The following is a 13,621-nucleotide window of genomic DNA, read 5'->3' on the forward strand; positions in this document are numbered from 1 at the left end:
CCTGGTGACTGGTGTGCCGATGAAATACGCCATTGCCGCACTCCGACAGCGGCTGCCGGCTTCGATTGCTGTCTGCAGGCAGGCGCTGGAGGCTGCCGGCGGTGACCTGTCACAGGCGCACGCCTTGGTGGTTGATCAGCTCGTGGCCGATTACGGGCACCGCACAGGGTTGGGTGCCGCCGAGGCCGCCATCGAGCTGCAGGCCGCTGGCCATGACGTGGAACGCGCCATGATGCTTTGGCGTCGCCGCCACCCATCGCCGCCGCCGCGGCCATTTTCGGCGCTTGAAAAGGGATGGGCGCTGGCAGCGGAGCTGGCTTCGGTGGGCGCCGGGTTGCGCTGCTTCGCCCATGTCATTCCTGGCGAACAAGACACCTACGAGCTGCGCTTGATCACCCATGCCGCACGCTTCACCGAGACCGCCTATGGCTTCGACTACGACTACGCCATGCAGGACGCGCAGACGCGGGTGGAACGCAGGTTCGTGACCGGAATTCCGGCGCTCGACCTTCTGTTGCAGGAGTACGCAATTGATGAAGCGATGTTGTGCAGCATCGATGCCTTCGACAGCTGCCTCCTGCACGGTCCCATCGAGGCTTACCTGTGAACCGGCCTCTACACCCGCGCGATGGGTAAAAAAAGCCACGCCAAACACTGGCGTGGCCTTGCTGCATGCGTGGGAGGCTGATCCTGCCTCCATCCGTCGTCCCTGCTATGGCCTTCCATTCTCCGGGTGGCCGATGACACCTGCATGACATGCTGCGCGGGCGAGCCCAGCGCCCTGACCTGAACGGTGGCCTCTTCCTTTCACTGGCCCCGAACGCGCGGTTGCTAGCCTGTGCCGCCCTTCCCTGGAAGCACCGCATGAGCACACCGCGCTGGCGCCTGATCCTCAACGGCAAGTCCGCAGGCAACGATGACCTGCGCGAGGCCGTGGGCCACTGGCGCGAACGCGGCGTGCAGCTGGAAGTGCGGGTGACCTGGGAAGATGGTGATGCCGAGCGCTATGTCGCCGAGGCCATCGACCACGGCGTGGACGTGATCGTGGCGGCCGGTGGCGACGGAACGCTGAGCGCGGTCGCCGAGACGCTGGCGCATCGCGACGAGCCGGCTGAGGCGCTGCCTTCGCTGGCGCTGGTGCCGATGGGCACCGCCAACGATTTCGCCACCGCTGCTGGCATTCCGGTGGAGCCGCAGGAGGCCTTCGCGCTGATTGCCGGCGGCCACCCACGCCCGATGGATCTGCTGCGCGTCGATGCCGACGGCAAGCCATGGTGGTGCGCCAACCTCGCCAGCGGTGGCTTCGGCACCCAGGTCACGGTGGAAACCGATGCGGGGTTGAAGAAGATGCTCGGCGGCCTGGCCTATGTCATCACCGGCATCGCCAAGCTCGGCCGCATCGAACCGATCACCGCACGCCTGAGCGGGCCGGACTTCCAGTGGGAAGGCGGGTTCATCGCACTGGGCATCGGCAACGGCCGTCAGGCCGGTGGCGGCCAGCAGCTGTGCCCGCAGGCACTGATCGATGACGGCCTGCTGGACGTCACCGTGGTGCCGGAACTGGAGGGTGAAGTCGCAGCCACCCTTGGACAGATGCTGACCGGCGGCAAGGAGGCGGCGCTTGAACGTGTCGCCACGCGCGCGCAGCTGCCGTGGCTGCAGATCGACGCAACGCAACCGTTGACGTTGAACCTGGACGGCGAACCGGTGCAGGCACGCCTCTTCCGCATCGAATGCGTGGCGGGCAGGGTTCGCATGCATCTGCCGGATGACTGCGTGCTGCTTTCCGGCAGCTGAGACAGGAATCAGAGCAGCGGAATGTCTTCTTCCTTTGTGGGGAAGCCGAAGGCTTCACGCTTGTCGCGGATGCCTTTTGGCATCGGGGGACGAGGGATGCCCCGGGCGACAAGCCACTGCTGGCACTTCTTCTGCCATGGCAGAAGATCGGGTGTAGTGATGCCCCAGAAGATGTGCTCGGCGATCAGCATTCTGTCGGGAGCGCCGATGGATGATTTCAGCATCACCGTAGGGTCGGCCCCGTGCTCCAGCAGCCAATAGGCATGCTCGAATCCACCCCGGGTGGTGTACCAGCTGAGGACTGTGTCGGCGGTGCCGCGATTGGATTCATTGATGTTCGCTCCATTCTCAATCAGAAGTTTCACGTTCTCCCACTGATTGCCTGCGATGAAGGCTTGAAACAGCAACGTTTCGCCTGCCGAATTCCGCGTGTTGGGATCGCCGCCGTACTTGAGCAGCAACTGCAGGTAGCGCGCGTCGTCCAGCTTTGCGGCGTAGACCATGGCGTTGTTGTAGCCAAGTCTGCGGCCATCCACGACCTTGTAAGCGCGGGCATTTGGATCTGCCCCGTTTTCAAGAAGTGCGCGGAGGCCGTCCAGACTGCCTGTGCGTAGAGGCCAGGCGACCATGGGAATCCCGTCTTCACGCGAGAACGTCTTGTCCGGATCGACACCCTCTTCACCGATGAGGCGGCGAATGGCCTTTGAATCGCCGCTTTCCGTGGCGATGGCAAGCTGCAGAGCCCTCCCTTCAAAGTAGTTGTCTGCTCCATGACTCGATGATGCCGCGCAGCCGCTGATCAACAAAAGTGTGAGACAAGCCGCGGAGATGAGGGCTTTCTGCACACATTTGTGAAAGTGAATGGGCATTATCATCCTGATGATTGGGCTGAAACGTGACATTAGCAAAAAGTTCTGATAATCGATAAGCATCGCGTGCCCAAGCCCGTGCCCGGCGCAATGGAGTTTGCCATGAATGGAACCGACATCGAGGCGCGTGCGCGCGCCCTCCAGCAGCAGAATCTTCTCGTTCAACAGCTGCGGGAAAGCGGCAATGACAGGGAAGCTGATCGTCTTCAGGAGACCTATCACGCGCGTGAAATGTCTGGTCTCGCAGCTGATGTCTATCAATCAGCCAAGCACGAAGGTGCGCCTCCCGTGGGATGGACGCGCGGCAGCTCCGATCCGGATGCACTGCGCGCTGCAGGCATCAACATGTCTGACGAAGAGTTGCGTGAGCTTCTGCAACCGCCGCAGTCTGGATTCCGTGCGGAAATATATGTTCCCGACAAAGCGCTTTTCGGTGCAGACGCAAAGCCGGTGGTGGTCTACAAAGGCTCTACCGGTAAGATCGCCGATCCTCTTGCACCGAATGGATGGCGTGAGTCGGGCGGCGAGGATTTTCTGAACAATGGGCAGCAAGGCATTGGGATGCGAAGCGACTACTACGATCGCGCCATGTCACTTGCCACGCAGCTGAATGATCGCATTGGCAATAACTTCGAAATCGCCGGTCACTCCCTCGGTGGCGGCATGGCTTCCGCCGCGTCGGCCGTCACCGGCGCACGGGCTACCACCTTCAATGCGGCAGGCCTGCATCCGGAAACGGCGGCTCGTTTCGCGAAGGAAAATGGTCTGCCCACCTTCAACCCGCAACAAAGCGTGCACACCTACCAGACCACCGGCGAGGTGCTGAATGACGTGCAGAACGGCATGCAGCGCCTGAGCGAGCAGCAGCGTCGCGGCTATGGCGTGCTTGCCAATGAAATGGGCATGTTGCTGAAGGAGCCCGCCATGCAGAAGCTGGTGGGCGACAAACTGCGCGAGATGATGCCACCGGGTGCGCAGACGTCCGCAGCGCAGTTCATCGAACAACTGGCGACCCAGCCGGGGCAGGAAGCCCTGCGCAATATCCCGGTTGCCGCTGGCCGTGCCGAACTGCTGCTCGAGGCCAAGGCACGCGACGCACAGGGCAATATCGTCAATCGTTCGCAGGTAGCGGCGCCAAGCCAGGTTGCAGAGCTGGCTGGACCGCTGTCCACGGTGCTGCACGCCACTGGTTACGGCATGCGCGGTGGGCGTGTGATCGGTGAGCAGGTTGAACGCGCGGGTGCGACTGGCGCGCATGTGCTGGACAGGGTCGGCGATGGCGCAGAGCAGATCCTCAGGACCCAGGGCATGGCCATTGGCCAGGTCGTGAACATGGGATCGACCACGCTCCAAGTGGGTACCCGGGCGACCACCACCGTGATCGCCTCCGGGCGCGAGCTGACCGGAGGCATAGAGGCAACCCTGCACCGCGCGCAGTCGCAGGCCAGTTCCCATGGCATGTCCGCACTGTCGTGGGTAGCCGGTCGGATTGGTTTGGATGACGCGTCCGACAGGTTGGCCAAAGAGGCCGAAAGGGCACGTACTACGGGCGAGCAGCGTGCGGTGCTCGCATCGCGGCAAGCACATGCGGATGCCGAGGGGACGCGTGCCTTTGGCGAGCGGACGGCCACGGCCATCGGCAATGACGGGCAGTGGGTGGCCGGCAAGCTGCAGAACGGTTTTGCCACCGCCGGCGCCCATGTGGACCGCGGCTATGACCTGGTGGCATCGAAGGTAAAGGGCGTTACCGCCCAAGCGCCAGCTGCCATGGCGACGGTCGGGGGCATCAGTGTGGGGGTGGGCACTGCGGCAGCAACGCATGTACCCACCGGTGTCCTGCCATTGGATGCGGTGAAGCTCTCCAATCTCGCTCAGTCCGCGCGACTGATCCGTGACATCGGTCCAGCGTTTGGCGAGGCAACTGCCCGCCATGGCATGGCCGAGACTGTCATTCCCAGCCTGGACTCGGAACTGATCAAGCAGGAAGCCGTCGCCCGCAAGCTGGTCGAGCAGCACCAGCGCATACAGCATCCCGAGGATGGCCGCCGCGCCAGCGTGGCAGCAGAGCCCGCTGCGCGCGGGCACGGCATCAATGACCCTGGCCACACCGACTACCGGTTGTTCAATGGCGCACAGACCGGGGTCCACGCCCTGGACCGCGCCCACAACCGGGTGCCTGACCTGCAGAGCGACCAGCTCGCCGGCGCACTGGCCGTGCAGGCCAAGCGCGAAGGGCTGGAGTCCATTTCCCACGTGGTGCTCAGCGAGGATCACAGCCGTGCCTTCGCGGTGGATACGCCGGACCTGAACGCCGCGCACCGCCGCCATGCCCACGTCGATGTGGCAGCGGGCATGGCCCAGCCCCTGAGCGCGAGCACGGCCCAGGTTGACGCGATCAACGCCAGTCGCGAGCAGGCGCAGGGGGTATCGCTGGCCCAGCAGCAGGTGCAGGAGACCCAGGAACAGGCACGGCGGATGGGCTAGGGCGGCGCAAACCGCCCGTCGCCAAAGGGTTTCCCTGCGGCCAAAGCTGCGATACAGTCATTGGGTGTCCAGCCTGACGACCCCGCATACCCTTTCTTCCGCACGCCGTTGGTGGCGATGGTGGCCTGTTGCCGTCGTCCGTCCCCATAACGCTGTGTCCCGGAAGGAAAGTCGTCTTGAACTCGCACGCTCAGTTTCTGCAGCAGGCCGCTGAAGGCCACACCCATATTCCCGTTGTCCGCGAAGTGCTGTCCGACCTGGACACGCCGCTTTCGGTCTATCTGAAGCTCGCCGACGGCCCCAATACCTACCTGTTTGAATCCGTCGAAGGCGGCGAGCGCTTTGGTCGTTACTCGATCATCGGCCTGCCGGCACGTCGCGTGTACGCCTTCCACGGCCACACCCTGACGGTGCGCGAGGACGGCCAGGTGGTGGAAACCCGCGAGGTGGCCGATCCGTTTGCCGAGGTCGAGGCGCTGCGCAGTGCCCACTCGGTGCCGAAGCTGGAAGGCCTGCCGGGCTTCACCGGTGGCCTGGTCGGCTGGTTCGGGTTCGAGTGCATCGGCTACATCGAGCCGCGCCTGGCATCGCCGGCCGGCCGCGACGAACTGGGCACTCCGGACATCCTGCTGCTGCACTCCGATGAGCTGGCGGTGTTCGACAACCTGAAGGGCCGGCTGTACCTGATCGTGCACGCCGACCCGCGCCAAGCGGGCGCTTTCGAGCAGGCGCAGGCGCGCCTGGACGCATTGGCGGCCAAGCTGCGCGCGCCGGGTGCCGGCTATCCGGCACCACTCACCAGCGACGTGCTGGACGAGTCCGATTTCGTCTCCGGTTTCACCCGCGAAGGCTTCGTCGATGCGGTCCAGCGCAGCAAGGAGTACATCCGTGCCGGCGACATCTTCCAGGTGGTGCTCAGCCAGCGCTTGAGCGTGCCGTTCAAGGCGCGGCCGGTGGATGTGTACCGCGCGCTGCGGGCACTGAACCCGTCGCCGTACATGTATTTCCTCGATGTCGGCGACCTGCAGGTGGTCGGCTCGTCGCCGGAAATCCTGGTGCGCCTGCAGGACGGAGAAGTGACCGTGCGCCCGATCGCCGGCACCCGCCCGCGTGGTGCCACGCCGGAGCTGGACCAGGCGCTGGAAGTCGAGCTGCTGGCCGATCCGAAGGAACGCGCCGAGCACCTGATGCTGATCGACCTGGGCCGCAACGACGCCGGTCGTGTTTCGAAGGCCGGCACCGTGGAAGTGGGCGAGCAGTTCGTGATCGAACGCTACAGCCACGTCATGCACATCGTCAGCGAAGTGACCGGGCAGCTGCAGCCGGGCTTGAGCTATGCCGACGTGCTGCGCGCCACCTTCCCGGCCGGTACGGTCAGCGGTGCGCCGAAGATCCGCGCGCTGGAAGTGATCCGCGAGCTGGAACCGATCAAGCGCAATGTCTACGCCGGCAGCATCGGCTACATCGGCTGGCACGGCGATGCCGATACCGCGATCGCGATCCGCACTGCGGTGATCAAGGACGGCCGCCTGTACGTGCAGGCCGGCGCAGGCATCGTCTACGACTCGGACCCGGACAAGGAATGGGACGAGACGATGAACAAGGGCCGTGCCCTGTTCCGCGCCGTCGCCCAGGCCGCCAAGGGTCTGTGAGTTCTGCCGTGCCGTGGCCGACGCCGCGGCACCTTCCGCTGTTCCCATTCAAGACAAGGAGTACCGCATGAAGCTGCTGAGCGCATTGCTGTGGTCGTCACTGCTGGCCACGATGGCCCCGTCTGCGTGGGCGCAGGCCAATACCATTCCCTCGCAGCCGCACCTGCTGGTGAAGGGCGAGGCGCGTCGCGTGGTGATGCCGGATCGGTTCGGCCTGCAGTTGAACATCGAAGAGACCGACATGGACGCGGATGCGGCGCGCCGCCGCGTGCAGGACAACGTTGCCCGCGTGCTGGCGCTGTTCAAGCAGTACAAGGCGGTGGAAGGCAGCGTACGTGCGGACAACCTGCGGATCGGTCCGGCAACCCGCTATGAGCAGAGCCGGCAGGTCTTCATGGGTACCCAGGTGTCGCGCCAGTTGCGCGCCAGCTTCGCCAGCGTGAAGCAGATGCAGGACGTGCTGGGCGCGCTGAAGGCCAATGAGAACGTGCAGGTCAGCAGCGTTGCCCCGACCTACTCCGGTGAAGTCGCGCTGCGCCGCGAGCTCAAGGGCGAGGCCGCGGCCAAGACCCGCGAGTCCGCGCAGGGACTTGCCAAGGCCTATGGAACAAAAGTGCGCGGCCTGTACAGCATCTCCGATGTGGCGCCGAACTTTGCCTATGGCATCCAGGCCGGGCAATGGCCGCAGCCGGGCGAGGATGGTGAGTATCTCGACAGGATCTCGGTGACCGGCAGCTACGCACCGGCCTCGGCGCCGGCGCCCGCTGAACGCGAATCCATCGAAGCCGGCCCCATCACCTACACCGAAAACGTATACGCCATTTTCCTGATAAGCGACGGAACCTGACCATGTTGTGGATGATCGACAACTACGACAGCTTCACCTACAACCTCGTGCAGTACCTGCAGACGCTGGGGGCCGAAGTGAAGGTGGTGCGCAACGATGCGATGAGCGTGGACGAGATCGCCGCGCAGAAGCCCGAACGCATCGTCATCTCACCCGGCCCGTGCACGCCCAACGAAGCGGGCGTGTCGCTGGAGCTGATCCGGCGCCTGGGCCCGACCACGCCGATCCTCGGCGTGTGCCTGGGCCACCAAGGCATCGGCCAGGTCTACGGCGGCACGGTCATCCGCGCCGGCAACATCATGCACGGCAAGACCTCGCCGATCCGCCATGAAGGCAAGGGCGTGTTCGCCGGCCTGCCGGACGGTTACCAGGCCACCCGCTACCACTCGCTGGTGGTGGACAAGAACAGCCTGCCCGACGCGCTGGAAGTGACCGCATGGACCGAAAACGAGGATGGCTCGATCGAAGAGATCATGGGCCTGCGCCACCGCCAGTTCCCGGTGGAGGGCGTACAGTTCCATCCCGAATCGATCCTCACCGAGCATGGTCACGCGCTGCTGCGCAATTTCCTGCAGCGCCCGGCTGCCTGATCCAAGGAGTATTCCGATGAGCTTCTCCCCCCAGGAAGCCCTGCAACGCACCATCGAACACCGCGAGATCTTCTTCGACGAAATGGTCGACCTGATGCGGCAGATCATGCGCGGCGATGTCTCGCCGATGATGACCGCCGCTATCCTCACCGGCCTGCGCGTGAAGAAGGAAACCATCGACGAGATCGCCGCCGCGGCGACGGTGATGCGCGAATTCGCGCTGGCCGTGCCGGTTGCCGATACAACCCACCTGGTCGACATCGTCGGCACCGGTGGCGATGGCTCGCATACGTTCAACATCTCAACCTGCGCGATGTTCGTTGCTGCTGCCGCCGGCGCGCGCGTGGCCAAGCATGGCAACCGCAGCGTGTCGTCCAAGTCCGGCAGCGCTGATGCGGTCGAGGCATTGGGCGCAGCGATCGAGCTGCAGCCGGCGCAGGTGGCGGCGGCCATCGAACAGACCGGCATCGGTTTCATGTTCGCGCCAATCCACCACCCGTCGATGAAAGTAGTGGCGCCGGTCCGTCGCGAGATGGGGGTGCGCACCATCTTCAACATCCTCGGTCCGCTGACCAACCCGGCCAATGCGCCGTCGGTGCTGATGGGCGTCTTCCATCCCGATCTGGTGGGCATCCAGGCGCGCGTGCTGCGCGAACTGGGCGCCGAGCGCGCGATGGTGGTGTGGGGCCGCGACAACATGGACGAGATCTCGTTGGGCGCGGGCACCCTGGTGGGTGAGCTGCGCGACGGCAAGGTGCGCGAGTACGAGATCCATCCGGAGGACTTCGGCATCGCCATGTCGGCCAGCCGCAACCTGCGCGTGGACGGCCCGGAGCAATCCATTGCCATGCTGCGCGCCGTGCTCGACAACGAGCCGGGCCCAGCGCTGGATATCGTCGCCCTGAATGCGGGCGCAGCGTTGTATGTGGCCGGGGTGGCCAGCGATATCGGCGACGGCCTGGCCCGCGCCCGCGCGGTCATCGCCGATGGCAGCGCCCGTGCCCGCCTGCAGCAGTATGTCGATACCACCCGCGCGCTGGTTGCCTGAGCGCGCGGTTCAGCCTGACCCACCCGATGGCCGATAATGGTCGTCCTCACCGCCCCAGCACCGACCCGACGACGATGAGCGATATCCTGCAGACGATCCTGGCCCGCAAGGCCGAAGAAGTAGCCCAGCGCCGCGCCCAGCGGCCGCTTGAGGAGCTGCAGGCCGCGCTGGCCGATGCGCCACCGGTGCGCGGCTTCGTGCGCGCGCTGCAGGCTGCCGTGGCCAATGGCGATCCAGCGGTGATTGCCGAAGTGAAGAAGGCCAGCCCGTCCAAGGGTGTGATCCGCCCCGACTTCCGCCCGGCCGACATCGCGGTCAGTTACGAGTTTGGCGGCGCCAGCTGCCTGTCGGTGCTGACCGACGTGGACTTCTTCCAGGGGGCCGACGCCTACCTGCAGCAGGCGCGCGAAGCGTGCACGCTGCCGGTGCTGCGCAAGGACTTCGTGATCGACGCCTACCAGGTGTACGAGGCGCGCGTGCTCGGCGCCGACTGCATCCTGTTGATCGTCGCCGCGCTGGACGATACGCAACTGGCCACGCTGTCCGAACTGGCGATGTCGCTGGGCATGGACGTGCTGGTGGAAGTGCATGACATCGACGAACTGGAGCGTGCGCTGCAGGTGCCGGCGCCGATGATCGGCATCAACAACCGCAACCTGCGCACCTTCGAGGTGTCGCTGCAGACCACGTTGGACATGCGCCTGGCCGTGCCGCGCGACCGCCTGCTGGTTACCGAGAGTGGCATTCTCGGCCCGCAGGACGTGGCGTTGATGCGCGATGCCGGCATCCACTCGTTCCTGGTCGGCGAGGCCTTCATGCGCGTGGAAGAGCCGGGCGAGGGTCTGCGTCAGCTATTCTTCGCAGCATGAAAACGCACTATCCAACGCCGCGCGAGGATGCGCCGCTGGTGGTCTTCGACTTCGACCACACCCTGTATGACGGCGATTCGGGTACCCACCTGTTCGCGTCGCTGATCAAGCGCAACCCGCTGCGGATGCTGGCGGCGCTGCTGGTCACCCCGATTGCCGGGCCGATGGTGGCGATGCTGCCGACCCGCCGTGCCGGCATTTCGGTCTATGTGTGGATCGGCAGCTTCGGCCTGCACCGCGCGCGTGAGTTCAACAAGGTGATCGACGCCTACGTGCTGCGCAACGAGGCGCAGATGCGCGCCAAGCTGTTGCCGCAGGCGCTGGAGGTGTTCGCCGCGCATCGTGCCAAGGGCGACCGCGTGGTGGTGGCCACCGGTGCGCCGCCGGAGCTGGCCCGCGCGATCCTGGCCTTTGTCGCTCACCAGGACGTGCCGGTGATCGGCACCGAAGTGGGGCCGCGTCTGGGCGGGGTAGGGCCGACCCGACACTGCCACAACGAAGAGAAGATGCGCATGCTGCGCGAGCGCGGCTACGGTGACATCGACATCGCCTATTCCGACAGCACCGCCGATCTCCCGCTGCTGCTGGCGGCGAAAGCGCCGGTGGTGGTCAACCCGAAGCCGGCCAAGGTGGAATTCTTCCGCCGCGTGCTGCCGGCCGGTACCCGCATCCTCAACTGGGGCTGCGCGGACCGCGGTGGCGACAAGGCGTAATCGATCCCGCCAGCCCGCCGGGCAGGGACCCGGTAGTGCCGGCCGCTGGCCGGCAACCTTGCATCCCCTTCCGCAGCTCATGAGGTCGCCGGCCAGCGGCCGGCACTACCGAATCCCACGCGGGTAGYGCCGGGCCACGCCCGGCGGGCGGTCAGCGGCCCAGGTACCCGAACAGCGCATGGCCCACCTGGAACAGGCTGATGCCCAGCACCAGCACGCCCACTGCGACCAGCACCCAGCGTTCCTTCACCCGTTTCACCAGCACCGCCGCCACCGGCGCGGCCATCATGCCGCCGATCAGCAGGCCGGCGACGATCTGCAGGTGCTGCACCCCCATCGACAGCAGGAACGTGGCCGAGATGGTCAAGGTGACCACGAACTCGGCCGCGTTGACGGTGCCGATCGTGGTCCGCGCCTGACCGCCGCGGGCGAGCAGGGTGGAGGTGGCCACCGAGCCCCAGCCACCGCCGCCGCTGGCATCGAGCAGGCCGGCGAAGAAGCCCAGCACCGGCACCCGGCGGATCTCGCCCTTGGGCATCCAGCGGCCGGCCGCGCGGGCCAGGATGATGATGGCCAGCACCAGCAGGTACAGGTAGATCAGCGGGCGGATCAGGTCGCCAGGGACCTGTGTAAGGACGTACGCGCCGAGTGCGCCGCCCAAGGCGCCGGGCAAGGCGAGGCGGAAGAACAGGCGTTTGTCGACATTTCCTGCTACCAGATGCGACACACCGGATGCGCCGGTGGTGAACACCTCAGCGGTATGGACGCTGGCGCTGACCTGTGCGGGAGGCAGCCCCATGCTGAGCAGCACCGATGAAGAAACCAGCCCGAATGCCATGCCCAGCGCACCATCAACCAGCTGTGCGCCAAGGCCGATGAGGATGAACCACCAGAATTCGCTGCTCAGTTCCATGGATCGAGCCTAGCGGAAGCGGGTGTGCGGGACATGCGATGGTACGTCGCACGTACGGCGATCCGCCGGGCCATGCCCGGCGGACACCGGGTGGTCAACGGGTGCCGTACAGCACCACGGTCTTGCCGCGGGCATGCAGCAGGCCGTCGGTCTGCAGCTTCTTCAACACCCGGCCGGCCATTTCGCGCGAGCAGCCCACCAGACGGGCCAGTTCCTGGCGTGAGACGCGCAGCTGGCTGCCCTGCGGGTGGCTCATCGACTCCGGCTCCTGCGCCAGATCGTGCAGGGTGCGCACGATACGGTCGGTGACATCCAGGAACGCCAGGCGGCTGGCCTTGCGGCTGGTGTCCAGCAAGCGCTTGGAGATCTGCTGGCCCAGCGCGTACAGCAGGCGCGGGGCATCGGCCGACAGCGGGCCGAGGAACAGCTGATGCAGGCGCTCGTAGCTGATTTCGGCCAGCTCACAGGCCGTGCGGGTGCGCAGGATCACCTCGCGGCGATCCGACTCCACGAACAGGCCCATCTCGCCGACGAACTCACCGGCGCCGAAATAGCCCAGCACGAGCTCACGGTCCTCTTCCTCCTCGGCCATGATCGAAACCGAGCCGCTGATGACGTAATACAGGGTGCCTGCCGGATCACCGGGTCGGAAGACGTCGGTACGGGTGGGATAGCGCCGCCTGTGGCTGTGTGCCAGGAAGCGGTCGATTGTTGCGATGTCCAAGGCCAATGGGCTGCTAGCTAGGCGCACGGTTGACACGATAGGGGCGCTCCCTCTGCGCATGAACGGATTCACGGGGTCGATAGCGGAGCTTAACCAGCGCAATTGTTAAGGGCAAACAGTGTGCCAGAACCTGAGCGTCTTCACGTTCCCCCTGGAGACACTTATGCCGCATAATTCCCCCTTTCCCTTCTTACACAGGAATCGACCGCCGTGGTCAAGCCGTTGCCTCGCCTGAGGTTGCAGGGTTTCAACAACCTCACCAAGGCGCTGAGCTTCAACATCTATGACGTGTGTTACGCGCGCACCGAAGAGGAGCGTCAGCGTTACATTGAATACATCGATGAAGAGTACAACGCCGACAGGCTTACTCAAATCTTGACCGATGTCGCTGAGATCATCGGCGCCAACATCCTCAACGTGGCGCGCCAGGATTACGATCCGCAGGGTGCCTCGGTGACGATCCTGATCTCCGAAGAGCCGGTGATCGACAAGAAGCAGGCCGGCAAGGAGTTGATTTCCGATGCCGTGGTCGCGCACATGGACAAGTCGCACATCACCGTGCACACCTATCCGGAAACACACCCGCAGGAAGGCATTGCCACCTTCCGCGCCGATATCGACGTGGCTACCTGCGGCGTCATTTCGCCGTTGAAGGCACTGAACTACCTGATCGAGAGCTTGGAATCGGACATCGTGATCATGGACTACCGTGTCCGTGGCTTCACGCGTGATGTGAAGGGCAAGAAGCACTACATCGATCACAAGATCAACTCGATCCAGAACTTCCTGGCCAAGAACATCAAGTCGCGTTACGAGATGTTCGACGTCAATGTCTACCAGGAAAACATCTTCCACACGAAGATGCACCTGAAGGACTTTGACCTGGACCAGTACCTGTTCGAGGAAAAGGCCAAGAACATCTCGTTCAAGGAACGCATGAAGATCGAAGCGCTGCTGCGTCGTGAGATCGAAGAGCTGTTCCACGGCCGCAACCTGGCTGAGTGACCCATGTGCGATGCCGGCAGGCATCGCCACCCAGGCGGGACGCCCCGCCCCGTGGAACCTGCGCTTGGCGCAATCTTCAGTTCCACGGCGATGTACCGACTTACGGCCCG

The 13,621-nt window shown here is 64.9% G+C and carries 13 protein-coding genes; 10 read left to right on the forward strand and 3 right to left on the reverse strand.

Annotated elements, in window-relative coordinates:
* Positions 1 to 19: 19 nt before the first annotated feature.
* Together AB4Y98_RS12760 and yegS are read left to right on the forward strand one after the other, a co-directional pair.
* On the forward strand, positions 20 to 607 hold the full coding sequence (locus tag AB4Y98_RS12760; RefSeq protein ID WP_442244466.1) for a hypothetical protein: 588 nt from the start codon (positions 20 to 22) through the stop codon (positions 605 to 607).
* Between the two features lie 257 nt (positions 608 to 864).
* The gene (gene yegS / locus AB4Y98_RS12765; protein ID WP_442244467.1) at positions 865 to 1,797 is read left to right on the forward strand and encodes a lipid kinase YegS; all 933 of its coding nucleotides are present in this window, start codon (positions 865 to 867) and stop codon (positions 1,795 to 1,797) included.
* Positions 1,798 to 1,805: 8 nt separating this feature from the next.
* On the opposite strand, the gene AB4Y98_RS12770 is transcribed toward yegS, so the two are convergent.
* Positions 1,806 to 2,831 (reverse strand): ankyrin repeat domain-containing protein, encoded by a 1,026-nt coding sequence (locus AB4Y98_RS12770; protein WP_442244468.1) that lies wholly within the window; start codon positions 2,829 to 2,831, stop codon positions 1,806 to 1,808.
* Here AB4Y98_RS12770 and AB4Y98_RS12775 point away from each other — a divergent pair.
* From AB4Y98_RS12775 to AB4Y98_RS12805, 7 genes are all read left to right on the forward strand, one after another.
* Positions 2,769 to 5,150 (forward strand): XVIPCD domain-containing protein, encoded by a 2,382-nt coding sequence (locus tag AB4Y98_RS12775; RefSeq protein ID WP_046983683.1) that lies wholly within the window; start codon positions 2,769 to 2,771, stop codon positions 5,148 to 5,150. The two genes, AB4Y98_RS12770 and AB4Y98_RS12775, sit on opposite strands and share 63 nt — an antisense overlap.
* Positions 5,151 to 5,326: 176 nt before the next feature.
* Positions 5,327 to 6,802, forward strand: coding sequence for an anthranilate synthase component I (gene trpE, locus AB4Y98_RS12780; RefSeq protein WP_442244469.1), 1,476 nt, complete (start codon positions 5,327 to 5,329; stop codon positions 6,800 to 6,802).
* Between the two features lie 67 nt (positions 6,803 to 6,869).
* Complete coding sequence (locus tag AB4Y98_RS12785) at positions 6,870 to 7,649, forward strand: SIMPL domain-containing protein (RefSeq protein WP_046983685.1); 780 nt, start codon at positions 6,870 to 6,872, stop codon at positions 7,647 to 7,649.
* Between the two features lie 2 nt (positions 7,650 to 7,651).
* A complete protein-coding gene (locus AB4Y98_RS12790) occupies positions 7,652 to 8,239 on the forward strand; it encodes an anthranilate synthase component II (protein WP_025874614.1) in 588 nt (195 codons plus the stop codon).
* A 16-nt stretch (positions 8,240 to 8,255) separates the two neighbouring features.
* Entirely contained in the window at positions 8,256 to 9,287 is a 1,032-nt protein-coding gene (gene trpD, locus AB4Y98_RS12795; RefSeq protein ID WP_089237368.1) for an anthranilate phosphoribosyltransferase, read from the forward strand.
* 74 nt (positions 9,288 to 9,361) lie between these two features.
* Entirely contained in the window at positions 9,362 to 10,156 is a 795-nt protein-coding gene (gene trpC, locus AB4Y98_RS12800) for an indole-3-glycerol phosphate synthase TrpC (protein ID WP_442244470.1), read from the forward strand.
* Complete coding sequence (locus AB4Y98_RS12805) at positions 10,153 to 10,869, forward strand: haloacid dehalogenase-like hydrolase (protein ID WP_442244471.1); 717 nt, start codon at positions 10,153 to 10,155, stop codon at positions 10,867 to 10,869. The genes trpC and AB4Y98_RS12805 overlap by 4 nt, the downstream gene beginning before the upstream one ends.
* A gap of 151 nt (positions 10,870 to 11,020) precedes the next feature.
* On the opposite strand, the gene AB4Y98_RS12810 is transcribed toward AB4Y98_RS12805, so the two are convergent.
* Positions 11,021 to 11,782, reverse strand: a complete 762-nt coding sequence (locus AB4Y98_RS12810; RefSeq protein WP_442244472.1) for a sulfite exporter TauE/SafE family protein — start codon at positions 11,780 to 11,782, stop codon at positions 11,021 to 11,023.
* 94 nt (positions 11,783 to 11,876) lie between these two features.
* The gene (gene crp, locus AB4Y98_RS12815) at positions 11,877 to 12,566 is read right to left on the reverse strand and encodes a cAMP-activated global transcriptional regulator CRP (RefSeq protein WP_025874619.1); all 690 of its coding nucleotides are present in this window, start codon (positions 12,564 to 12,566) and stop codon (positions 11,877 to 11,879) included.
* 150 nt (positions 12,567 to 12,716) lie between these two features.
* Between crp and speD the strand changes: the two genes are divergently transcribed.
* Positions 12,717 to 13,511, forward strand: coding sequence for an adenosylmethionine decarboxylase (speD, locus tag AB4Y98_RS12820; RefSeq protein WP_025874620.1), 795 nt, complete (start codon positions 12,717 to 12,719; stop codon positions 13,509 to 13,511).
* Positions 13,512 to 13,621 lie beyond the last annotated feature (110 nt).

This window comes from Stenotrophomonas sp. 2YAF26 (assembly GCF_052114625.1).
In the GTDB taxonomy this organism is placed as follows: Bacteria; Pseudomonadota; Gammaproteobacteria; order Xanthomonadales; family Xanthomonadaceae; genus Stenotrophomonas; species Stenotrophomonas indicatrix.

What these genes read in the sequence shown, in the direction of transcription:
- AB4Y98_RS12805 (WP_442244471.1), top strand. Translation starts at nt 10,153, where the DNA reads ATGAAAACGCACTATCCAACGCCGCGCGAGGATGCGCCGCTGGTGGTC.
- AB4Y98_RS12775 (WP_046983683.1), top strand. Translation starts at nt 2,769, where the DNA reads ATGAATGGAACCGACATCGAGGCGCGTGCGCGCGCCCTCCAGCAGCAG.
- AB4Y98_RS12760 (WP_442244466.1), top strand. Translation starts at nt 20, where the DNA reads ATGAAATACGCCATTGCCGCACTCCGACAGCGGCTGCCGGCTTCGATT.
- yegS (WP_442244467.1), top strand. Translation starts at nt 865, where the DNA reads ATGAGCACACCGCGCTGGCGCCTGATCCTCAACGGCAAGTCCGCAGGC.
- trpC (WP_442244470.1), top strand. Translation starts at nt 9,362, where the DNA reads ATGAGCGATATCCTGCAGACGATCCTGGCCCGCAAGGCCGAAGAAGTA.
- AB4Y98_RS12790 (WP_025874614.1), top strand. Translation starts at nt 7,652, where the DNA reads ATGTTGTGGATGATCGACAACTACGACAGCTTCACCTACAACCTCGTG.
- trpD (WP_089237368.1), top strand. Translation starts at nt 8,256, where the DNA reads ATGAGCTTCTCCCCCCAGGAAGCCCTGCAACGCACCATCGAACACCGC.
- AB4Y98_RS12785 (WP_046983685.1), top strand. Translation starts at nt 6,870, where the DNA reads ATGAAGCTGCTGAGCGCATTGCTGTGGTCGTCACTGCTGGCCACGATG.
- AB4Y98_RS12810 (WP_442244472.1), bottom strand. Translation starts at nt 11,782, where the DNA reads ATGGAACTGAGCAGCGAATTCTGGTGGTTCATCCTCATCGGCCTTGGC.
- crp (WP_025874619.1), bottom strand. Translation starts at nt 12,566, where the DNA reads ATGCGCAGAGGGAGCGCCCCTATCGTGTCAACCGTGCGCCTAGCTAGC.